Raw genomic sequence first — 22,842 nt, forward strand, 5'->3', positions numbered from 1 at the left:
CCTCAAAGTATTAAACTATTTTTTGTTTTATTGATGATTGTTGTAAAACTTGATCTACAGGTCCATCCATGACGATCTTGCCTTCATTCATGACAATAATTCGGTCAACCAATTCCAAAACTGCACGTCGATGCGTTGCAACAACTAAAGTCCGATAGCCAAGCCAAGTCTTTAAGTGATCAATCAATTGCTTTTCGGCCACATCATCAATGGCAGCAGTTGGTTCATCTAGCAATAAGATATTCGGCTGACGAATCAATAAGCGCGCTAACAATAAAGCTTGTCTTTGTCCCCCAGAAAAACCAACGCCACCTTCTAATACCAAATGATCTAGGCCTTCTTTCTTTTCATGCACAAAACTCAGTGCACCAGTCACTTTTAGTACCTTTAATATATCCTCATCACGTGCTAAAGGTGCGCCAAGCGTCAGGTTTTCACGAATAGTGCCATAAAATAAATGTGCATTTTGATTAAGTAAGCCCATATCACGACGCACATCGGCAGGATCAATCAAACTAATATCCAGATCATCTAAATACACTGAGCCAGAATTCGGAAACTGCATCGCAGATAAAATCTGTAATAAGGTCGATTTGCCTGCACCGTTGCGTCCTAAGATCGCAATACGCTCACCTGCACGAATCTTAAGTTGTGGAATAACCAAACTTGGGCGTGGGTCATCTTCCGTATATTGGAACACCACTTTTTTCAACTCATAATCGCCATGCAACACTTCTTTATGTACCAAATGTGCTTGATCTGGTTGATCGACAGGTTTCTGCATTAACTCATCTAAGCTTTTCTTCGCCACTTTTGCCTGTTGCAAACGTCCCAAAATGCCCGTGATTTGTGAAATTGGTGCCAACATCCGTGAAGATAAAATCGAACACGCCACCAAAGCACCTGTGGTCATATCACCTTTCATCACCGCAAAACAACCGACTAGAATCACCGCTGCATAAGTCAGACCTTGAATCTTTTGCGTCCATGCAGTCAGCACGCCCACAATTTTGCGTTGCTGCATACTGATATCAGCAGACACTTCGTTCATATGGTTCCACTGGTTTTGGAAACGTGACTCCGCGCGTAATAATTTAATATCTTCAATACCCTGCACTGCTTCTACTAAAATTGCATTTCGAATCGAAGATTCACGCATCCCTTCTTGCGCAAGCTGTGCCAATTTATTCTGGGCTAAAATTGCAGGCAAAATCATTAAAGGAACCACCAGCAGCATCACCCAGAAGAGATTACCGCCAATAATTGCAAAAATGATCAGGAATAAGAAAAAGAAAGGTAAATCGGCAATGGCCCCCATTGTGGTTGACGTCACCAGATCACGAACACCTTCTAACTCACGGATCTGAGAAATAAAGGTTCCCGTTGACTTAGAGCGCTAACTATTCTTAATCCGAATTGCATGACCAAATACGCGATCAGAAATACGTAAATCTGCCCGTTTACCAATAATATCTGAGATATAAACCCGTGAAAGTCTTAATACAAACTCAAAAATCGCAGCAATGAGTACACCACTCGCAAGTACCCAAAGTGTTGGAATCGACTGTGATGGAACAACTCGGTCATAGACTTGCATTGAAAAAATAATCGTGGCCAAGGCCAAAATATTGGCAATCATTGAAGCCAACATGATATCGATATAGCGTTTCCAGTCTTGCAATACAATTGACCAAAACCAGCTTGCCTCGTACGGTTTGATATATTCATCAATACGCGCATCGGGTACTGATTGTTCAGGGCGGAGCACATATACATTTTTAATAATATGCTTCAATGCGCCAACAGCAAATTTTTGGGATAGACCTTGATCGCCACTTAGTTGAACACTGACATGGCCTGAACCATCTGCTTTATCAATAACACCAACCTGCCCGTCGGCTAATTCCACCAGTACAGGTAAACGCCAAGGGTTAATCACGTCGTCACTAAAGGCAACTCTTCTAAGGTTTAATCCAACCTGTCTGCTGATTAACACTAAAACTTCATCTAGATTCTGGTTTTGATTCCAGTCAAGCTGCAGGCGAATCCGTTCCTCAGAAGGTTCAATTCGATAATGCTTTGCAATGGTCAGTATGGCTTGTAACCAAGGCTGATAGTTTATTTTTGTAGTAATCATGGTTGTACCTCAAATCCTTGGATTTTTATATTATTGAGGTCATAGGCTTGGCGAGAACGTCCTGTTGCAGCAATATATTGAGCAATACTGCTGTAAATGTCATAACGTGCTGTTTCTGCCTCTGAATTCGCACTATGAATCGCCTGTTCTGCATTTAACAGATCAACCAGAGTCCGTGTTCCCAACTTATATTGTTCTTGATAAAGTTCTCTTGTTCGTATTGTTGTTGCTTGTTGTCCTGCTAAAACCTGCATTTGACGCTGTTTGTTTTCAATTTGTTCTCTGCTGGTTCGAATCTGATCCAACACTTTTAAATACACCGCATTGACTTGTGCTTTTGCTGCCTCTTCAGCAAAACTAGCCGCACGAGTTTTCGAGGATGTGGCCCCACCTTGATAGAACTGGCTACTAGCTTCCAACATAATCGCACTATCGAACCCACCCTCTTTATCATTTCCAGGGTTCCTACCATGTAAAGCTTGACTCAGTTCTCCTTTTACAGATAGTGTCGGATAATTACTAATCTGTGTCTGTAATTTTTGATTACGGGCAACCTCAATTCCAGCCTGAGCTGCGATCATTTGTGGAATGGTATTGAACTGCGGTGCAGCATATAAATCTGATTGTTTTACAAAATCTTCTGAAATCGCCCATTGTACATTTCGTGTATCAAAACCTAATAAGGTATACAAATGCTGCTGATATTGGCTCAGTAAAGATTGTTGCGCGATCATCGCTGATTGAGCGGATTGCAAATAAGATTGGGCCTGTATCGGATCAGCCTGACTACTAATTCCTGCATTAGCACGCAGATTAGCCATCTCTTGGATACGCTTAATTCCAGCAATCTGCTGATTCGCAATTTGGATGAGTTTTTGATAACGCTGAATATTAACAATTGTTTGTGCAACATCTAATGAAATATCATCAATTTTCACTAGAACATTCGCTTGCCCAACCACAACTTTGGCTTTTTCGACATCAACACCCGATTTAACTTTACCAAAGTCATAAAGCATTTGTGCAGCACTTAAAGTGAGTAACTGTTGGCCTCGAGTACTTTTTTTACCCAAGTCACCTGTGCTGACCCCACCACCTATCTGTGGATAGTAGCCAGATTTGGCAACATCAATATTGGCATTTTGTGAGGCTAATGATGAAATTCCTTGCGAAATTTCAGGGTTCCGCTGTACCGCAATCTGTACCGCATCTTTGAGTACTTTTCGCTGATTCTGCCAGAAAGCAGCCGGAACGGTATCGACTTGAGGACGGCCTGATCCAACCACAGGCAAATCACTTCCGAGTGAAGCATCAACAGAAAAATTACTTAATTTCTGCATTTGTGCCACTTTAAACTCATCACTACTTTTTGGGACAAAAAGCTGAGAAATATTGTTCTTTAAAGTGTGATACTGTTCACTTGGAGTTGTTGCATGTGTCATTGGCACAGACAAGGTTGCTACATAAAGTAACCACTTAAAATCCATACTTTTTTTCCATGATCCATTATTCACTTTTATATCGTTGTGCAAGTTCATATTTTTTTCGTATTGTTATCATTTCAGCATTTTCATTTTAAGCATTTTTTTATAAAAAACACTACGTTCCGCACATAATTTCATCGCTAGATATATGTATATTTTTGTAAAACAGTTCACATTTTAATAGATTATGCCTTTATAGTGGAATATATAAAATATATATTTATCAGTCAATTAGGCTAAAATATAAACCACCACTTCATCAACAACTCAATATTTAACCATTTATTATTTTATTTACCCAAAAAAAAGAACCATTCGGTTCTCTTTTAAAAGTGATAATCGGACGATTTAAACGACGAAATCATCACCTAAATATACTTTACGCACTTGTTCGTTATCTAGAATTTCTTGTGGTGTTCCCTCTGCAATCACTGAACCCTCACTCACAATGTAGGCTTTCTCACAAATGGCTAAAGTCTCACGTACGTTATGATCCGTGATCAGAACCCCAATACCACGATCCTTAAGTGTTTGAATAATATCTTTAATATCACCAACAGAAATTGGGTCGACACCAGCAAATGGTTCATCTAGAAGCATAAACTTAGGATCGGCAGCCAAAGCACGAGCAATTTCAGCACGGCGACGCTCACCACCAGACACACTCATCCCCAATGAATCCTTAATATGATTGATTTTAAAATCATTTAATAATTCATTAAGGCGTTGCTGACGTTGTTGCTTATTCAAATCTTTACGCGTTTCTAAAATTGCCATAATGTTTTCAGCAATCGTCAACTTTCTGAAGATTGAAGCTTCTTGAGGCAAATAACCAATACCTTTACGTGCACGCTCATGCATCGCCAGATCCGACAAGTCCAGATTATCTAAATGGATCTCGCCTTTATCCATACGAACCAAACCGACGACCATATAAAAGCTCGTCGTTTTACCTGCACCATTTGGTCCAAGCAGACCAACAATTTGTCCACTTTGCATAGTAAAAGAAACATCTTTTACCACCCAACGTTTATTGTAGTTCTTCGCTAAGTGCTTGATACAGAGTGTCTGTGGTTGCTGCATTGATTGTTCCATTAATCACGCGCCCCTGGGAAACTTTTTGAACTTGAAGGTGGAATAATAATTTGCACACGATTAGTTGAAGATCCTTGTGCCTCTACATCACCTTTATTCATGCTGTATTTTAAGCTATTACCACGAATGCTTGAGCCATCCTGATAAAGGTATGCTTTACCCGTTAAAGTAAGAATACCCGTATCTGCATTGTACACGATCGTCTGTGCTTCACCTCGGGCTAAGCCCTTATTGGTATCCATTTGCTGCTGGAACTTCGCTGGCTGACCTTTGGCGGTAATGATTTGAATTTCTTTTTTGCTATTTAAATTTGCAACAAGTGAATCAGCTTGAAGCTTCATGGTGCCTTGTTCGATCACAACATTGCCAGTATAGGTCGTTATACCTGTTTTATCATTATAGGTTGCACGATCCGCAACCAAAGAAAGCTGTTGGTTACGATCCGATGGCAAAGCAAAACTAGCTGCAGAAGAAAGTGCAACAACAGCAACGCAGCTTAGTTGTTTAAGGAAAGTAGAACGAGATTTGGAATTAAGAACTTGGCGCATACTTTCCTCGAATTTTATAAAACTCATATTGACCATTATTTAAATTAGCCTTGAGGCCCTGACTCACAAATTCAGCAGATGGTGATTGAACTATCACCTGATGTTGTGTTTCAAGCTCTCTTGTTTTTGGGTAACCAGTGAGTTCATCCGTATGAAACTCTAACTTGTTACCTTGATCGGACAGTTTCGTTGCAACAACATCTCCAAGCAAAATGACTTTAGTATTATCATCATAGCCATTTGCTTGTTTTGCATAGAATGTTGCATCAGGTTTGCCCTGTTTGTACATCACCGCATTCAGTTGATCAAGCTGGGAGGTTTTTTGTTGCATATTCTGTTGTAGCTGTTTAACTTCAGCTCGCATATACAAATTGCCCTGCTCGTCAGTTTGAGTTAAATGAACACCCTGAGCTGAATAGGTCATATTCTTGGCTGAATCAACATCCAACTTTTTTGCTTTGCCACTGTAGTAATAGTAGCCACCACTTATAGAAGCGACTACAACAGCAACAACATATAAAACTTTGGTATCCATAAACAGGGTTACCTAACCTTTGAGCGAATCAACACTATATTAATGTGGTACAGCAAGATATTTTTCAAGCAGTTCTTGGTAAACACCTTTTGCCATCAACAACATATCGCATACTTCTCGTACAGCACCACGACCACCCATCGCTTGGGTCACTAAATTAGCACGACGACGTACTTCTTCATGTCCATTAGGCACAGTAACTTTCATACCAGCGATAGCAAATGCAGATAGATCAGGCCAGTCATCACCCATATAAATACAATCTTCAGGCAATAGATCCAATTGAGCACAAGCTTCACGCAGTGCTAACCCCTTATCCTCGCGCCCTTGAAAGACGAGATCAACACCAAGATCAGACATACGTTTTTCAACAATCTGACTTTTTCGACCTGTGATAATAATTACTTTCATACCCGCTTGTTGAACCAGTTTCATTCCCAAGCCATCACGGATATCAAATGATTTAATCTCATCACCTGAATTGGTTAATGTAACAAAGCCATCGCTTAAAATCCCATCCACATCAAGTACCAGTGCTTTTAAATGACGTGCTTGTTCTTGTAAAGCATAAGATGCCATGGCTTAATTTACTCCTGCCTGAATGAGGTCATGCATACTAATCACACCAATCACTTTATTGGCATCATCAACAACTACAAATTGATTCACTTTTCTGTCATGCATTTTTTCTAAAGCTTTCACCGCACGCGCTTCTTGAGAAATCGTTAGTGGATTTTTAGTCATTACTTCAGAAACCGCTAAGTTCACATCGAAGCCTTGTTGCTGGTCAATCATACGACGTAAATCACCATCGGTAAAAATACCCAATAAGGTATCATTTTCATCGACAATCGTGGTTAAACCCAGACGCTTATCAGAAATTTCATATAACACTTTATTCATTGGTGTATCTGGGCGAACCTTTGGTAATTCTGAACCTGTATGCATCAAATGCTTCACATGCAAAAGCAACCGTTTACCTAGGGCTCCAGCTGGATGTGAACGTGCAAAATCATCTGCAGTAAAACCACGTGCTTCTAATAGCGCAACAGCTAATGCATCCCCCAACACTAATGTTGCTGTGGTGCTTGATGTTGGTGCTAAGCCTAAAGGACAAGCCTCGTCAGCTAAACCTAATGTCAATGCCACATCTGCATTTTGAGGCATTGGTCCTTTATTATCCCGGCTAATGGTAATTAAAGGCACAGCTAAATGCTTGATTAAAGGCATTAACATCATGATTTCATCACTCTTACCTGAGTTAGAAATTGCAATCAGTACATCACCACGCACTAACATTCCTAGATCACCATGGCCTGCTTCACCTGGATGCATAAAGAAAGATGGTGTTCCAGTCGATGCAAAGGTAGCTGCCATTTTACGACCGATATGACCAGACTTACCCATACCAGTTACAACAACACGTCCTTGGCATTGCAAAAGGATTTCGCATGCAATATCGAAGCGTTCATCAATTTGCGCAGTTAAGACATCTATGGCTTGTTGTTCGACACGCAACGTTTCTAATGCGCTTTTTTGGAAATCTATAGTGTGTGACATATGAGTTTGACTCAAAATAATACTCTATCCACCTGATGGTAGATGATTTTAATCAAAAGAATGGTGGCGATTCTAACATATCTGCAAATCATACACGTTTCTAAATGTATAAGTTTTCATGAAAAATGAAGAGATGAAGTATGAAATAGGACTCATAATATTTGGGCTATACACCCATATGTTGAATCCCAATTTAGTTAGGCATATGTACATTCATTCTTAATCGTAGATCCCTTCTATACTTCACAGGAAAACTTGCTTATTATTAGCTCAAGTTGTATATACATATATAAATAAGATCATACATGACCATACCTAAGCAACAATTAGGTATTTTTTATGACGAAAAGTGCTTCAAGGATACGGAGTAAAAAGATGACCTCAGTGGATGGGAAAGAAACACATCAATTTATTGAAAACCGCAGTATTGATTTCATTCCAGAACACGAAAGACATGGCAGTGTTTTTGGCCAATTTACCCTGTGGTTTGGTGCTAATTTACAAATCACAGCGATCGTTACAGGTGCTTTGGCCGTTGTACTGGGTGGTGATGTGTTTTGGTCGATTATTGGTTTATTGATTGGACAGTGCTTCGGTGCCATCGTCATGGCTTTGCATGCAGCACAAGGTCCCAAACTTGGCCTTCCTCAAATGATTTCAAGCCGCGTGCAATTTGGCGTATATGGTGCATGCATTCCGATTCTCTTAGTTTGCTTAATGTACATTGGGTTTACAGCCACTGGTGAAGTTCTCGCAGGTAAAGCGATCGCACAACTCATCAATGTCAGCAATAGCACTGGAATTTTAATCTATGCGGCTTTTATTGTGATCTTTGCCACCATTGGTTATCGCCTAATCCACTGGGTGGGAAAAGTTGCAAGCGTTATTGGCATAATTGCCTTTATTATTATTTTGACTCAAATTTTAACTCATTCAAACTTTTCAGAATTAATTGCCGTTCAAAAGTTTAGCTGGTCCTCATTTTTGTTAGCAATTTCGCTTTCGGCCTCTTGGCAAATTTCATTCGGTCCTTATGTAGCCGATTATTCCAGATACCTACCGTCAAACACCACCTCCACCCGTGTCTTTTTGGCTGTTGGTTTAGGTTCACTCCTCAGTTCGCAAATTTCCATGACTTTAGGTGTATTAATTGCACAGATTTCACAAGGCGGCTTTGTCGGAAATGAGGTGCAATATGTCGTGGGGATGAATGCCGTCGCACTGATCATTACTTTCTTATATTTCAGCATCGCCTTTGGTAAGGTCACTCTCTCCACGCTGAATGCTTATGGATGCTTCATGTGTATTGCAATCATTTGGAATAGCTTCAAACCGCACTATCAAATTTCAAGAATGACGCGTTTAGGTATTGTACTGGCTATGGTTGCCATTTCTACAATCATCGCAATTGCTGGTGAACATACTTTTTTAAACAGCTTTAAAGCATTCATTCTATTCCTCCTCACCTTCTTCATTCCTTGGAGTGCAATTAACCTCGTAGATTACTACTTCATTTCTAAAGAAGAATGTGATGTTGATGCGTTATACGATCCAGATGGGAAATATGGTCGATGGAACCGTATCGGCATTGGCTGTTATATCATGGGTGTGTTACTACAACTTCCATTTATTCATAGTAAAGTTTACACGGGTCACATCGCGACCATGTTAGGTGGTATTGATATCTCTTGGTTGGTCGGCATTCTGGCAACGGCTGTGATTTATTATTATTTCGCAAAAAAAGTTCAACTTCGGACAGCGAGTCAAATTGGTTTTGAATAAAGAAATATTGCAAATGAAAGCCATCTTTTTTCTGCTGATAACTTTATGAAATATGGTGCATACGTTATGATGAATAACGATTTTTGTAGAGTGTTTGAAAACCCTTATGCAACCTTTTGTTCTATATAACTCTGAGCAACGTAAAAAAGTTGAATTTGTCCCACGTAAAGAAGGTCAAATCGATATGTATGTCTGTGGTATGACGGTTTACGATTACTGTCATATCGGGCACGCTCGGGTTATGGTTGCATTTGACTACATCATTCGCTTTCTGCGCAGCCAAGGTTGGAAAGTTCGCTATATTCGCAACATTACCGATATTGATGACAAAATCATTGCGCGTGCCAATGAAAATGGTGAAAGCATCCAACAACTCACTGCTCGTTTTATTCAGGCAATGAATGAAGATGCGGCTAACTTAGGTTGTGCTGAACCAGATGAGGCGCCCAAAGCAACTGAATATATTGATCAAATGCAAAATATGATCGGTACATTGGTTGACAAAGGGGCTGCCTACCCTGCTAGCAATGGCGATGTTTATTTTGAGGTGAGCAAGTTCAATAAATACGGTCGTTTATCTGGTCGTAAATTGGATGATATGCAAGCTGGTGCATCTGAGCGTGTTGATGTCGAAGTTGAAAAGAAACATCCGTTTGACTTTGTACTGTGGAAACATGCCAAAGCAAATGAACCTGCTTGGGCTTCACCTTGGGGCAATGGCCGTCCTGGTTGGCATATTGAATGTTCTGCAATGTCGACTTGCTGCCTAGGCAATCATTTCGATATTCATGGTGGTGGTTCAGATCTAATGTTCCCGCATCATGAAAATGAAATCGCGCAAAGTGAAGCATCAACGGGTGAACAATATGTCAATTATTGGATGCATGTTGGTTTCATCAATGTTGATGGCGAGAAAATGTCTAAGTCTTTAGGCAACTTCTTTACTATTCGCGATGTCATGGAGAAATTCCATCCAGAAGTGATTCGCTACTTCATTGTGTCTTCGCATTACCGCAGCCCAGTTAACTTCTCTGATGTGGCTTTAAAAGAAGCAAAAACTGCTCTGAGCCGTTTTTATCATTCATTTAAAGCCTATCAACAGGTGTATGGTCAAAAAACGGTTGAGACATTAGAGCAAAACTTTGTTGAACGCTTTAACAATGCGATGTGTGATGATTTCAATACCGCTGAAGCAATGGCGGTATTGTTCGAACTGAATAAAGAACTTAATCGCGCGGTGAAAGAAGAGCAAGCGGAACAAGCAATGCTGCTTTACTCTAGTCTGCGTCATTTAACCAACATTCTTGGTCTGGTTCAGCATGATGTGGATGAATTCCTCAAATCAGATATTGGTCAGGAAGCACTTAGCCTTTCCGATGCTGAAATTGAAAGTTTTATTCAACAGCGTGTTGATGCGAAAAAGGCCAAAGACTTTGCTCAAGCTGATGGCATTCGCCAGTCTTTATTGGATCAAGGTGTGGTTTTGGAAGATACACGTCAAGGAACAATCTGGCGACGTGCTGATTAATTAAACACTTAGCATTATAAAGAGTTGACACTTGAATGAAACTCTCTATAATGCGTCCTATTGCGGGAATAGCTCAGTTGGTAGAGCATAACCTTGCCAAGGTTGGGGTCGGGAGTTCGAGTCTCCTTTCCCGCTCCAAGATTTTATTTATTAAAATCAATAAGCTGCACGGATTAATAGGTCTGTGCGGCTTGTTTTTTATTGTCGATGGGTCAGCTACAGTGGATCATTTTTACTGTATTTCACATTAAAAAACGCTTTATATTTCCGTAACGACACCAGAAAAGTTAAGGTCATTTGCCCTTTTCAAGTTTTTGGTGACGTTGCGACACCATGAAATTTGGAGTGTTCTTTCATGCAAAAACCCGTACAACGCGGCAACGCTTGGCGTATTACTTTACGCCACAATGGCCAACGATTCACAGCAACACGCGATACCGCTCAAGAATGCGAACAGTGGGCTGCTAAAAAATTATTAGAACTACAAGCAGGCGGTGACAAAACCCAAGAGCCTGATAAAATTCATCTCTCCTTTTACGCCCTTTTCGACATGTATTACAAAGAAGCCGGCAGAAATAAGAAAAGTAAAAATTTTATTGATCAACAATTAAAATTGCTGAAGAAACAATGGGGTCCAGCAGCTGATTTATCTATCCACGATTTATCCCCTCAGATTGTCAAAGAATGGCGCGATAAAAGATTGAAAGAAGTGAAGCCCGCAACTATTAGCAGACAATTCGCCGTATTCAGTGCTGCATTTAACTATGCACGAAAAGAGTTGTTTCTAACAAAAGAAAACCCTTTCAAAGAAGTGAATAGACCGCCCGAAGCTCAGCCCCGAAATCAACGAGTCAGTGATGAAGATATAGAAAAAATAATTACTGGTCTTGATTATCAACGCGGAATGGTTCCCACCAAACAGATGCACTATGTTGCCTGGGCTTTCCTATTTGCTTTGGAAACGGCAATGCGAAAAGGTGAGATATTAAGTATTGAAAAGAAGAATGTTTATGAAGATTTTATTCGTTTAGTAGATACAAAGAATGGTAAATCACGTGATGTGCCATTGACCAAACGAGCCAAAGAATTATTGACGGTACTTGACACCCCTTTCGATGACAGCCGCTTAATCCCTCATAATGCAAACTCGTTCCGTTTGATTTGGCAACGCAATCTCACCAAAACGGGTCTGGTTGGAAAGATCCGCTTCCATGACACGCGCCATGAAGCAATCACCCGCTTTGTACACAACTATAAATTACCTATCGAGATTCTATCTAAGATTACTGGACATGAGACCTTATCTATTTTAGTAAATACGTACTACAACCCGACAGCAACCGAAATTGCAAGAATGCTGGATGCTGCATAATTTCCGACCAAACACATCAAAAAGGGCGACATTATAAGTCGCCCTTTTGTTTATCCACAGATTTTTAAATTTGAATTCACAAAGGCACAGTTCTAACATTTAACTTGAATTTGTAACATTTTCAAGTTGACCATGAAAGACCGATTTTTTGCACTCGTTGACGTAAACAACTGCTACGTTTCCTGTGAACGCGTGTTTAATCCAAAGCTTAACAACCGCCCCGTCATAGTCCTTTCAAACAATGACGGTTGCGCCGTTGCACGTTCCCAAGAATCAAAAGATATCGGGATCAAAATGGGTGTACCACTTTTCCAAATTAGGGATATTGTTGAGCGCAATGACGTCGTTGTCATGTCGAGTAACTATGCCATGTACGAAGAAATGAGTAAGCGCTTTTACAACATCCTTTCAGGCTTTGTTGCTAACTCTGAGATAGAGCGATATTCAATTGATGAAGTATTTTTAGATTTAACGACATTTTCTAACTATATAGACTTTGTGCAGTACGGCCATGAAATGAAAAATACGCTTTGGCAATGGCTAGGTTTACCTGTCTGTGTAGGCATCGGTCGCAGTAAAACTGAAGCAAAAATTGCAAACCACATTGCTAAAAAGAATAAGCAATTTAATGGTGTGTGCGACTTAGCAAGAATGGATCTATGTAATAAAGAGGATTATTTAGCAAAGATCGATGTGTCAGAAGTTTGGGGCGTTGGTCGACAGCACACTAAAAAACTGCAATCCATGGGGATTAATTCAGTATTCGATTTAGCTTGTAGCAATCCTATTCAGATGAAAAAAATATTCAGTATCGTGATGGCTCGTACCGTTAGCGAATTGCAAGGAATATCATGCATTGAGATTGAGGACACCCCACCAAGTAAGAAGCAGATTATATCGAGCAGGTCTTTTGGGCAAAAAGTTACTGAACTTCAAGATTTGAAAGAAGCTATCGCCCTTCATGCCCAAGATGCATGCAAGAGATTACGTGTTGACAAATCACTTTGCGGGTGCCTCATTGTGTTCGCACAATCAAACCCATTTGATGGAAACACCCCTTTTTATAACAAGTCAGTATCTTTCGCATTTCCACAGCCTACAGATTGCGTTACTGATTTTGTTAAAGCTGCCACGATTATGATTACGCATGTGTTTAAACCGGGTATCAAGTTTAAAAAATGCGGTGTGATGTTTACATGTTTAGAGCCAAAATCATCACACATTTATGATCTATTAACAGATATGAATGAGATTGAAGAAAAAGAAAAGTTAATGAAAACCTATGAGGCGATTCAAGAAAAATTCGGTAAAAAGAAAATCGGTGTCGGGCCATGCTTTATGCCCAATAGGGCTTGGTCTATGAGTCGAGATAAACTGAGCAACAACCCTTTTACATGGGAAGGACTTTTGAGAGTTGGATAATTAGATTATTATATATCATCATTAAATACATTGAGTTATATCATAATGGATAAAGATATTAAAAAGTTTTTAGTGGGTATATGTGGCGGCTTAACCACAATAACAGTATGTTTTTTCTTTTTAGTATATTTTATTTTCTTTGAGCTGAAGAATACATCTGCATTTAAAGATGCAATGGATCTTAGTATTTCCTTCTTTTCAGCAATTGCTACCCTAGGCGCCGCAATTATAGCAGCTAAACTTTTTGAAACATGGAAAGATACACAATCTTCCTCTAATAGATCTGAACTTGCAAAAAATATTCAGATGTTACTTTTAAGACTCAAAAATTTATGTGATAAAAACTTCGAAACCGCCATGATATTTACAGAAATGAACGAGTATATTTGTAACCCTCCTGATAATACTCCTTTGAGCCCATCTCTTGTTACCAGACATGAAAATGAAAGACTAACACTACAGGAAAAAAATAATAATTTAAAACAAGAATATAAAGAGATATTGGATTTATTAAGAAATAACATAGAAATGTATAGAATCAACTATGAAGATCTAAATATAAATGATATTTCAATTTTTGAATTTAATGGATACCAAATGGCTATTTCAGGACTGCTTGCATACAATTTCAGTAATGAATCCCCCGAATCAATTAACACCTTAAAAATAAACCTAGAAAATAGAAGAAAGCACTTTATAAATGCCTTTTTTAATCCGATTTTAGATAAGACTTCCCCATATATTAACTTTAATAAAAATTAAATCTGATAGGCTATTTTAAAAACAAAATCAAGGCAACGCTCACAACTAATGAAGGCAATGAGCGTTTACAAGAATGGGTAGCCACTTCAGGGGCGCCTCAAAGCATATTCAAACGTATCTGCATAACCAGCAATTAGAATTGCCTTGTCAGAGCCATTGATAATGCGCCGTGCATTCACATAATCTTTTTTGCTTTGATAGATGTAGTCACTGAGTTTTTTACCAGTGAACCAACCTTCTTTCATACCCTCAAGCATAATTTTGATTGCATATTCTTTTTGGGTCGCAAGTTCAGGATTCTGAACTAAGTCAATGCCTATTTTCTTAGATGCCTTCTCATAGTTGGCATACCAAGTTAATTGCACATATCCACGACCATAATATAAATATGGACGGTCTTCACAAAGATACGCCGCCTGTTTACTGCTGTCTTTAAAACAATAGCGTTGATCTAAACTATTCAGATACCACGTGCCATATGTACGGTTTTTACCTTTTCCATACTCGATCACTGGAAGCATTGTTTTTGCCGTTTCATGCCACGTAGTAGCAAGAATATAAGCAGCTTGCGAATAGCTGATCAACTTGTCTTGGTTGATTGCTGAAACAATAAAATTGATTTCTTCAATCTGACTTTGGGTTAACTTCCCAAAAGCTTCACGAAGTACCGCAAAGCCTTTTGACGTCATTTTCATTGTATCTTCCCCCCGCTTATAACTGATTTCCAGATCAGCACAAAGGTGTCGATTGCTTTACCACCAAGATGCCCTGCGATACCTGCTAGCACCCCAATTAATACGAGCGGCATCTCCCAATAGATACACAACAAAACTGTGATAATTCCGGCAAATGCACTGATAATTAGTTCGCCAGTTAAACGCCAAAAAACAACACTGAGAGGTTGCGGCTCTTTGGCTTGATTGAGCCGTCTAATGAATGCTACTAGCCCCCCAAACATCGAAAGTGCAATTATCCAGCCGTATGTAATTAGGCCCGCTAAAACTTCTTTTATTGTTAATTTGTCCAAAGTAAGTACACCTTTAATGTTTTAGTTATTTTAAGAAAGTGCACTTGTGAAGTATCGAAATCTGTTGACAGCAAAAAGCCCCTTTAGGGGCTTATCTGACTTATTAACTAGGGGTTTAAATTGATTCTAAAAACGGCTTAATCTTATCAGCCATGACTCGTTGGCCTGCTGCGTTTGGGTGTTAAAGCAATCGTTCTATTGTTTGCATCAGCATATTGAATAATATCCTGCATTGCTTTGGTGCCAATGCCTTGGTTGCGTTGTGCCTCAGGAACTAGGATTTTATGCAACGACATAACAGAGCCTTTACCAGTTAAACCGAGCTCAATTCCATGGTTTTCGCGCATTGATTTTACAAAAGATTCAAGACTTTCTGATTGCTCTGGAATATCAGCTTGTTTAAAAGTAACTCCATTGTCTGTATTGGGTGTATCTGTAATTCGAATCGGATGAAGGTCAAACGCTTCTTTTGCACTTATACCTAATTTATCGCCTAAGGTTGAGTAAAATGCTGAAGCCAATTCGCCTGCAGCACGGTTGTACTTAGCATTAAAAGTTCCTGTTTTACCAAGTTGATTCTGGATCTCGGTTGCAACAATTTCCCGAGAATCTTCAGATACTTCGAACTTAGATTGTTCATCTAAGTATGTTTCAGCCTCTTGGCGCATTTGTTCTGTAGTTTTTGCCAGGTTCTCTTGGGCTTCTTTAAGTGTAGGCATATCTGGACGTGAACGAACATTTTCAACAAAAGCTGTTGCATCATCCAATGCAGACATGGACGACACAAACTCATCAATCGGGATCTGAACTGTGCCATCAAATTCTTGAGCATTGCCTAACTGGTCTTCGAGACTCGGAGCGCGTGAAAATAAATCCTCTGGTGCGATATCTCGATCACGCAACAATTGGTTAAAAGTCTGCCCATCGATATAGACTTCATCAATTGCGCCGTGTTCCTCAATTGCTTGGCGCAAAAAATCTTGGCTTGCAGATTCATCACGCTGATTGGTTTTGCTCTCTCGGTTACGATTTACCAGAGTGTTAAGAATTGCGGCAAGTGTGCTTGAACGTACTGCATCCTGTTGCTGATCTTGGCGTAACTGTTCCAAGGCAAATTCGGCTGTACGTTGGTTTTTAACCTTACCTGCTGACACTATGGCAACTTCAGGCGCAGCCATAATCATGCCCAACATGCCCTCTAATGCCATTTCAACCGGGTCCGCCTTTTCTCCTACTGCATCGGCTGCACCTTGCACAGAGTAAACCCCTGCGGCCGACTGGATAACCGCTTGCCCGCCTACCGTTCGCAATGCGCCTCCAAAGCTTACAGGCAGCAACAAACCGCCTAAAGCTGAATATTTAGCTGATCCCCATGTTTTAGCAGCTGCATAGTCAATTTGCTCTTGACGTGTTAGAAACTTTTCACGCGCTTCAGCCATATTTTGACCATAGGAAATTGCAACGTCCGCTGTGCCAGCACCAATGCCGCCCTGTATTGCACCTCCAACAAATGCTGCACCTCGGGTTAAGTTTTGAGCCTTCTCAATCGACATAAAAATGGGTGCATATTTAGCCGTGTTTCGGGTCAATGTTTGGCTTAATACACTTCCCGCACCTGCACCTATCCCGAAGCCGATCAAACTAGGCGGAAGCTGTTCAAGTGCTAATTCTGTTATTGTTCCGCCATCTGCTTTATTTATAAATTCTTGTGTAGCACCAAGCCAACCCGCCTCATTTGTTTTTGCGGCTTGCCCCATGTCATCCAAAAGGGTTACTAATTCTTGGGATTGAGGAAGGCGCTTTTTATAATTGGTGAATCGCTGCAGCATACTGTCATCACCAGTGGCTGCATATTTAGCTGCACCTATGGTTTGCCATAACGATGCGTAGCCACGCTTTGTTGCATCCCAATTTGTGCTGCCCTCACGTTCTTCTTGTGGCAGCAGTTGACCTTGACTATCCCAAAACTTACGATTTTCCATGTACTGATTGAAACGTGCGGCAGCATATGCGCCTTGTTCTTTTAGAATTTGGTCATGTACTTCTTTGATTTGTTGTTCAGGTGCTTTAGGAAAGAATGGTGCATTTAGTTGATCTGTTAATAAATTGCTAACTGTTGGCTTCACTGGATTAGGCTTTTGAAACACGCCGAGTTCTTGTAAGCGCTTTTGTTGTTCTGTAGAAGTTCCTTTTACAATCGCATTTTGCAAATCGTCATATGTGACTTGTTGACGAGGATCTGTGAGGCTTGAACCAAATAAAGAAACGCTGTCACTAATCTTTTTTAATGAACCGAAGTCATCAAGCGATACAGCTGCCTGATTCGGATTAATCGGTGAATACAAGCAAGTCCGTATGGTCATCCATCAACCACGCTTAGGCTATATGTCTGAGGCGGTTTGCCTATTGAGATTGCACAAGCCACAGAGCAAGTTGCGAATCACGAAAACACCAAGCTTGGGCAATTGTACGCAGCGATCCCCCTTCTTGAGTCGTGGATCAAAGCCATTGATTCAGCAGTTCACCAGAAGCTACATGCAGGTGAACAGGTTCAGGGCTTCAAGCTTGTAGCAGGTCGACAAGGATCTCGCACTTGGGCCGATGCTGAAGAAGCAGAAAAAATGCTTAAGAGCATGCGGCTCAAAACTGAGGAAATGTACGACCTCAAATTAATTAGTCCAACGACAGCCGAAAAACTCAAAAAAGCTGAAGTTATCGGCCCGCGCCAATGGACCAAAGTTGAAGCCCTTATTACACGTGCTGACGGTAAAGCTACTGTCGCACCGATTAGCGACAAACGTCCTGCACTGGATGTAAACCCACAAAACGATTTTGAAGACCTAACTGCTTAATGGAGCAATAACAATGAAATTAACTCTTAAAAATGTACGCCTTGCATTCCCTAACTTGTTCGAAGCAAAAACAGTTAATGGCGAAGGTGAACCGGCTTTTTCTGCATCTTTCTTACTTCCTGCGAATCATCCGCAGCTCAAAGAAATTAAAGACGCTATGGAAAAAGCAGGTTCAGAAAAATGGGGCGCAAAATGGCCTCAAGTTAAAAAGGAAATCGAAACCAAAGACCGCACGGCTTTGCACGATGGCGACACTAAATCTGACTATGAAGGATTTGCAGGCCACTACTTCATTTCTTCACGCAACAAAACACGTGTAACCGTAGTAGACCGTGACCGCACCCCGCTTGTTCAAGCAGACGGCAAACCTTATGCGGGTTGCTATGTGAATGCATCAATCGAACTTTGGTGCCAAGACAACAACTACGGCAAGCGCATTAACGCATCACTTCGTGGCGTTCAGTTCCTGAAAGATGGTGAAGCGTTTGCAGGTGGCGGTGTTGCCAATGCTGATGAATTTGACGACCTTGCGGCCGATGACATGGGCGAAGATCCACTTTTCGCATAACGACCGCAAAGACCAGTGTGTCACCAAATCCGACAAGCTATGAGTGTTGGAACTGGAAATAACCATAGCAGCTATTGATAAGGGTCCTCTATCTCCCCTTTAGGCAATAGCCGCCGCCACTGCGTCAGTGTGGCACTAATTCCGAATCAAAAGAAGGACAATTAAAAATGAGCCAAACCTCAACTGATGTACCAAATTTTTTTGGTGACCTAAACGCAGGTGTATTTGAAAAGCAATTAGGCGCTGTGCTCTCTGATGTTGCTGCAGGCGTAGTGCTTAACGGTAAACAAGGCGAAGTAACCATTAAGCTCAAGCTTAAGCAAATCTCAGATACATCACAGGTCAATATTAGCCACTCGATTGACTATAAAACCCCAACTGCAAAAGGCCATCGTACAGAGCTGTCAGAGGGTGCGACCCCAATGCACGTATTACGTGGCGGTGTGATTTCCCTTATGCCTGAAAAAGTACGCACTACGGACTATGCAGATTAATTCTGCATAGCTCTACACGAACTTTGATTTAAACAACACGAACCTAACCAAGAGTAAAAATCATGGAACAAACAGCAATCGAAAAAATCTCACAACTTGCAATTGCAGCGCAAGGAAAAATGCCAATCAACGTCGATGGTAGCGCTTCAATTGCAATCATCCCTGCCGATTTTAAAGTTCATTCGCTTGAACAATTTAATCAACAACGTGACCGTTTTCGCGGACGTTTTTCAACATTAGCAATTGCTGCATTTATTGCATATGTGTCTGATCGTGGTGTTAAAGGAATTAAATCATTTATCTCAACTAAAAACGGTTTATCTGCTGAAACCATTTTCAATATTGGTGATGAGGTTGCACCCGGTCATGGTGACGATACCGCACGCTTGAACTTGGAAAAGACTCCTGAATTTGAGGCGCTAATCAGTATTGACGGAAGCCGTTTCTCTCAACAAAACCTTATTGATTGGTTGGACGATTGGGCTGATTTCGTAAAGCCATATGCTGGCAATGAACAATTAACAGCAGAAAAGGCATTACGTGCAATTCGTAATGTGAAAATTGGCCGTAGCCGCGATGTTGATAGTGATGTACGTGATATGGGCCATAAGCTAAGCGTTACTGAAGCTGCTGAAGCGGAAGGCGTATCTGCTGACTTACCTACCCACTTTATTCTTACAACTGAAAGTTATAAAGGCTTGCCAGTTGAAGACATCAAAATTTCTTTCCGTATTTCAACAAAAGACGACGTACCAACGTTTGTATTGCGCTTTGTAGGTCGCGATGCACACAACCAACTTCGTGCAGATCAATTCACTGAAATTCTTGAAAGTGAATTAGCTGATTTAGGCAGTTTCTACCAAGGTTCATACCAAGCTTAAACCCATCATTGCATCCCGCACATAGCGGGTTGCTTTGGAAAGTGAATGTATTGCTGACCCTCTACGTTCACTTTACCAAAGCATAAATTGCTAAGGATTATAAAAATGAACTCTACCCTCTATCTCGATTTAGAAACATACAGCGAAACCCCTATTAAAAACGGCACACATATTTATGCTGAAAATGCAGAAATCATGGTTTTCGCATGGGCATTAGATGATGGTCCTGTTCATGTTTGGGATGTAACAGACGGTTCAAATATGCCAGTGCTTTTGATGAAGGCATTACTTGATAGTGATAAGAATATAAAAATTGTCGCGCACAATTCTGGTTTTGACAGAACGGTTCTACGTCACAGCAATCTAAAAAGCAACTTGGCCAACCAAGCCGCGCGAGATATTCATCGTTGGGAAGATACCATGGTTCAAGCCTTGAGCCATTCGTTACCAATTACCAACACGCCATTATCGAGCACATTCTTGATAATGAGCGTTGCGGTGTGTGGGCGGGCATGGGCACAGGCAAAACATCCTCTACCCTCACCGCTTTGGACATGCTTGATTTAATCGAACCTGGTGCAACTCTGGTTGTTGCCCCTTTGCGCGTTGCTGCTACCACATGGCCTGATGAGGCGAAGAAGTGGAAGCACTTAGAGCACTTCAAAGTGGTAGCGATAGTTGGTACTGCTGAAGAACGTGTACGTGCTTTAAAACAACAAGCCAATGTCTACACAATCAATTATGAAAATTTGCCTTGGCTTGTTGGCTACTTAAAAGAAAATTGGTTTTTCACCAAAGTGGTTGCTGATGAGAGCACAAAGCTTAAAGGTTTTCGCGTGAGCCAAGGTTCGGTACGCGCACGCGCATTAGGTAAGGTCGCTCATACTCGAGTTAAACGATTCATTGCTTTGACTGGAACGCCAAGCCCCAACGGGCTTAAGGACCTTTGGGGTCAAGTCTGGTTCATTGATCGCGGTCAAAGATTAGGTACAAGTTTTGGCGCATTTACTCAGCGTTGGTTTCAACAAATCCAAGTTGGTGCAGACCGTAATGCTGTGCAGCTTGTACCCTTTCCCCATAGTCAAAATGAAATCCAAACCAAGCTCAAAGATATTTGTTTGAGCATTGAGGCTAAAGATTATTTTGATATCAAAGATCCAATATTCAGAACAGTTGAAATCGAGCTCAAAGGCAAAGCGCGAAAACTTTATGACGAAATGGAAAAGGAGATGTTCATTGAACTTTCGGAAACCACAGAAGTCGAAGCATTCAATGCAGCATCAAAAACAATGAAGTGTCTGCAATTGGCAAGCGGATCTGTTTATACAGACGATCAAGGTAATTGGCAGGCGGTGCATGATTTAAAGCTACAGGTACTTGAATCAATTATTGAGGAAGCATGCGGGATGCCAGTACTCGTTGCATATCACTTTAAAAGTGACCTTGAGCGATTACAGAAGGCTTTCCCAAGCGGCAAGCATTTAGACAAAGACCCTAAAACAATTCACGACTGGAATGCAGGCAAAATCCCTGTGCTATTTGCTCACCCAGCAAGTGCAGGTCATGGACTGAATCTTCAGGATGGCGGGAATATTTTAGTTTTCTTTTCCCATTGGTGGGACTTAGAACAATACCAACAAATCATAGAACGTATTGGACCAACGCGCCAAGCGCAAGCGGGCCATGATCGTCCAGTTTACATTTACCACATCATTGCCAAAAACACGATTGATTCTGTTGTTATGGAGCGCAGAGACTCCAAGCGCGAAGTGCAGGATTTATTGATGGAAGCAATGAAACGCAGAGAGGTTTAATAAAATGGGTAAATATGTATTAACTTTTGAATCAGAAACGCCGCCACAAATATTTCTCAATCAAACCATTCCCAATATTGGAAAGGTTGTTGAAATGAAAGCGGAGGAATTGCCGCCGCGAGTGCCTGTATCTTTTTTAATGGAGCGGTTCAGTTTTTCACGTAAAACTATTATCGAAACCCTTCGACCTTTTAACCGTGGACGTGACGGTAAACACATGTACGATCCCAAAGAGGTCATGCCGATCTTAGAGAATCTAAATGCTCAAACTTTAGCAAGGCAATCACGACGTAAAAATTAGAAAAAGGCGCTATATGCGCCTTTAATTTTTATTTCTTTTTTAGAGCAGATTGCTGCATAACCGCCAATTCTTGTGGCAAATCAGTGCACAACTTTTCTACTATTTCCATAAAGAATCGGCTGCGTACATTGGCATTTATGTGTGCAAATACATTCACAAAATTTGTATAAGGATCGTATTCGTGAAATTTCCCATGAAAATCTATTATTTTCTGAGAATAGATAATTAAATTATCTTTATGTGTTTGAGTATTTACATCATCCGTTTCTTCCAAAAAAAATGTTGAATAAAAATGTAGGTTTTCGGACAGATCTTCTAAACAATTTAGCATATGCCCTTCAAGCCTCATGTACTCAGCAAAATATGGTCCTGCACTACTAGGTACGCCACCAGGGAAATTCAAAACATGAGAATTAAACTCATAAAAACTATTACGAAAACTCTTAGCTGTTACTCTTATAGCTGATCTCTCTTCATCAAGTTTTTGAGCGCTATATGGGTCTCTCCAATCGCTATAAAGCACCCATGCAATGAATGCCGCAAACAGAGTGACACCAGAACTTAAATAGTCACTGTCATAGCCAATTAGAACTTTTCCAAATATTGAGATTTCTAAGCATATAAGAATGCAACAAAGGAGTATTATAAAAATTTCATAATTTTTTAAATTTTTCATTTAA

Annotated in this window: 21 protein-coding genes, 1 tRNA gene and 2 pseudogenes; 13 read left to right on the forward strand and 11 right to left on the reverse strand. The window is 40.5% G+C overall.

Going from position 1 to position 22,842, the window contains the following annotated elements; genetic code table 11:
* Positions 1-10: 10 nt before the first annotated feature.
* From WA352_RS07325 to WA352_RS07355, 7 genes and pseudogenes are all read right to left on the reverse strand, one after another.
* Positions 11-2,134, reverse strand: a pseudogene (locus WA352_RS07325) (type I secretion system permease/ATPase).
* Complete coding sequence (locus tag WA352_RS07330; RefSeq protein ID WP_004808428.1) at positions 2,134-3,624, reverse strand: TolC family protein; 1,491 nt, start codon at positions 3,622-3,624, stop codon at positions 2,134-2,136. The pseudogene WA352_RS07325 and the gene WA352_RS07330 overlap by 1 nt, the downstream one beginning before the upstream one ends.
* Positions 3,625-3,969: 345 nt before the next feature.
* Positions 3,970-4,716 carry an LPS export ABC transporter ATP-binding protein gene (gene lptB / locus WA352_RS07335; protein ID WP_336141744.1) on the reverse strand — a complete coding sequence of 249 codons (747 nt, stop codon included), beginning with the start codon at positions 4,714-4,716 and terminating at the stop codon, positions 3,970-3,972.
* Entirely contained in the window at positions 4,716-5,264 is a 549-nt protein-coding gene (lptA, locus tag WA352_RS07340; RefSeq protein ID WP_005202505.1) for a lipopolysaccharide transport periplasmic protein LptA, read from the reverse strand. The genes lptB and lptA overlap by 1 nt, the downstream gene beginning before the upstream one ends.
* Complete coding sequence (gene lptC, locus WA352_RS07345) at positions 5,248-5,799, reverse strand: LPS export ABC transporter periplasmic protein LptC (RefSeq protein WP_004808434.1); 552 nt, start codon at positions 5,797-5,799, stop codon at positions 5,248-5,250. Before lptC ends, lptA begins: the two co-directional genes overlap by 17 nt.
* Positions 5,800-5,838: 39 nt before the next feature.
* Entirely contained in the window at positions 5,839-6,378 is a 540-nt protein-coding gene (locus tag WA352_RS07350) for a KdsC family phosphatase (protein ID WP_004808435.1), read from the reverse strand.
* 3 nt (positions 6,379-6,381) lie between these two features.
* Complete coding sequence (locus WA352_RS07355) at positions 6,382-7,359, reverse strand: KpsF/GutQ family sugar-phosphate isomerase (RefSeq protein ID WP_005202503.1); 978 nt, start codon at positions 7,357-7,359, stop codon at positions 6,382-6,384.
* 375 nt (positions 7,360-7,734) lie between these two features.
* Between WA352_RS07355 and WA352_RS07360 the strand changes: the two genes are divergently transcribed.
* From WA352_RS07360 to WA352_RS07385, 6 genes are all read left to right on the forward strand, one after another.
* Positions 7,735-9,141 (forward strand): purine-cytosine permease family protein, encoded by a 1,407-nt coding sequence (locus tag WA352_RS07360; RefSeq protein ID WP_336141747.1) that lies wholly within the window; start codon positions 7,735-7,737, stop codon positions 9,139-9,141.
* A 106-nt stretch (positions 9,142-9,247) separates the two neighbouring features.
* Positions 9,248-10,669 (forward strand): cysteine--tRNA ligase, encoded by a 1,422-nt coding sequence (cysS, locus tag WA352_RS07365; RefSeq protein ID WP_336141751.1) that lies wholly within the window; start codon positions 9,248-9,250, stop codon positions 10,667-10,669.
* Positions 10,670-10,731: 62 nt separating this feature from the next.
* A tRNA-Gly gene (locus tag WA352_RS07370) sits at positions 10,732-10,807 on the forward strand.
* A gap of 217 nt (positions 10,808-11,024) precedes the next feature.
* The gene (locus WA352_RS07375; RefSeq protein WP_336141753.1) at positions 11,025-12,041 is read left to right on the forward strand and encodes a tyrosine-type recombinase/integrase; all 1,017 of its coding nucleotides are present in this window, start codon (positions 11,025-11,027) and stop codon (positions 12,039-12,041) included.
* Positions 12,042-12,173: 132 nt separating this feature from the next.
* Complete coding sequence (locus WA352_RS07380; RefSeq protein WP_336141755.1) at positions 12,174-13,463, forward strand: Y-family DNA polymerase; 1,290 nt, start codon at positions 12,174-12,176, stop codon at positions 13,461-13,463.
* 45 nt (positions 13,464-13,508) lie between these two features.
* Entirely contained in the window at positions 13,509-14,225 is a 717-nt protein-coding gene (locus WA352_RS07385) for a hypothetical protein (protein ID WP_336141757.1), read from the forward strand.
* An 86-nt stretch (positions 14,226-14,311) separates the two neighbouring features.
* On the opposite strand, the gene WA352_RS07390 is transcribed toward WA352_RS07385, so the two are convergent.
* The 3 genes and pseudogenes from WA352_RS07390 to WA352_RS07400 form a co-directional block, all read right to left on the reverse strand.
* Entirely contained in the window at positions 14,312-14,920 is a 609-nt protein-coding gene (locus WA352_RS07390) for a glycoside hydrolase family 19 protein (RefSeq protein WP_336141758.1), read from the reverse strand.
* The gene (locus WA352_RS07395; protein WP_336141759.1) at positions 14,917-15,252 is read right to left on the reverse strand and encodes a phage holin family protein; all 336 of its coding nucleotides are present in this window, start codon (positions 15,250-15,252) and stop codon (positions 14,917-14,919) included. The genes WA352_RS07390 and WA352_RS07395 overlap by 4 nt, the downstream gene beginning before the upstream one ends.
* A gap of 176 nt (positions 15,253-15,428) precedes the next feature.
* A pseudogene (locus WA352_RS07400) lies at positions 15,429-17,585 on the reverse strand (GNAT family N-acetyltransferase); the annotation flags it as partial.
* Between the two features lie 66 nt (positions 17,586-17,651).
* Between WA352_RS07400 and WA352_RS07405 the strand changes: the two are divergent.
* The 7 genes from WA352_RS07405 to WA352_RS07435 all read left to right on the forward strand — a co-directional run bounded on the left by WA352_RS07405 (position 17,652) and on the right by WA352_RS07435 (position 22,162).
* A complete protein-coding gene (locus tag WA352_RS07405; RefSeq protein WP_442892227.1) occupies positions 17,652-18,104 on the forward strand; it encodes a DUF2800 domain-containing protein in 453 nt (150 codons plus the stop codon).
* Between the two features lie 13 nt (positions 18,105-18,117).
* The gene (locus WA352_RS07410) at positions 18,118-18,672 is read left to right on the forward strand and encodes a DUF2815 family protein (RefSeq protein ID WP_005145498.1); all 555 of its coding nucleotides are present in this window, start codon (positions 18,118-18,120) and stop codon (positions 18,670-18,672) included.
* A 167-nt stretch (positions 18,673-18,839) separates the two neighbouring features.
* Positions 18,840-19,166: a hypothetical protein gene (locus WA352_RS07415; RefSeq protein ID WP_336141761.1), complete on the forward strand. Its 327-nt coding sequence runs from the start codon at positions 18,840-18,842 to the stop codon at positions 19,164-19,166.
* Between the two features lie 62 nt (positions 19,167-19,228).
* A complete protein-coding gene (locus WA352_RS07420; RefSeq protein ID WP_336141762.1) occupies positions 19,229-20,047 on the forward strand; it encodes a DUF2303 family protein in 819 nt (272 codons plus the stop codon).
* A gap of 105 nt (positions 20,048-20,152) precedes the next feature.
* On the forward strand, positions 20,153-20,614 hold the full coding sequence (locus WA352_RS07425) for a hypothetical protein (RefSeq protein ID WP_442892228.1): 462 nt from the start codon (positions 20,153-20,155) through the stop codon (positions 20,612-20,614).
* Positions 20,512-21,861, forward strand: a complete 1,350-nt coding sequence (locus tag WA352_RS07430; protein ID WP_442892239.1) for an SNF2-related protein — start codon at positions 20,512-20,514, stop codon at positions 21,859-21,861. The genes WA352_RS07425 and WA352_RS07430 overlap by 103 nt, the downstream gene beginning before the upstream one ends.
* 4 nt (positions 21,862-21,865) lie before the next feature.
* The gene (locus WA352_RS07435; RefSeq protein ID WP_336141765.1) at positions 21,866-22,162 is read left to right on the forward strand and encodes a hypothetical protein; all 297 of its coding nucleotides are present in this window, start codon (positions 21,866-21,868) and stop codon (positions 22,160-22,162) included.
* Between the two features lie 28 nt (positions 22,163-22,190).
* Here WA352_RS07435 and WA352_RS07440 read toward each other — a convergent pair whose 3' ends face one another.
* On the reverse strand, positions 22,191-22,838 hold the full coding sequence (locus WA352_RS07440) for a hypothetical protein (RefSeq protein ID WP_336141766.1): 648 nt from the start codon (positions 22,836-22,838) through the stop codon (positions 22,191-22,193).
* Positions 22,839-22,842 lie beyond the last annotated feature (4 nt).

The organism is Acinetobacter sp. 102 (assembly GCF_037028485.1).
Classification (GTDB): domain Bacteria; phylum Pseudomonadota; class Gammaproteobacteria; order Pseudomonadales; family Moraxellaceae; genus Acinetobacter; species Acinetobacter higginsii.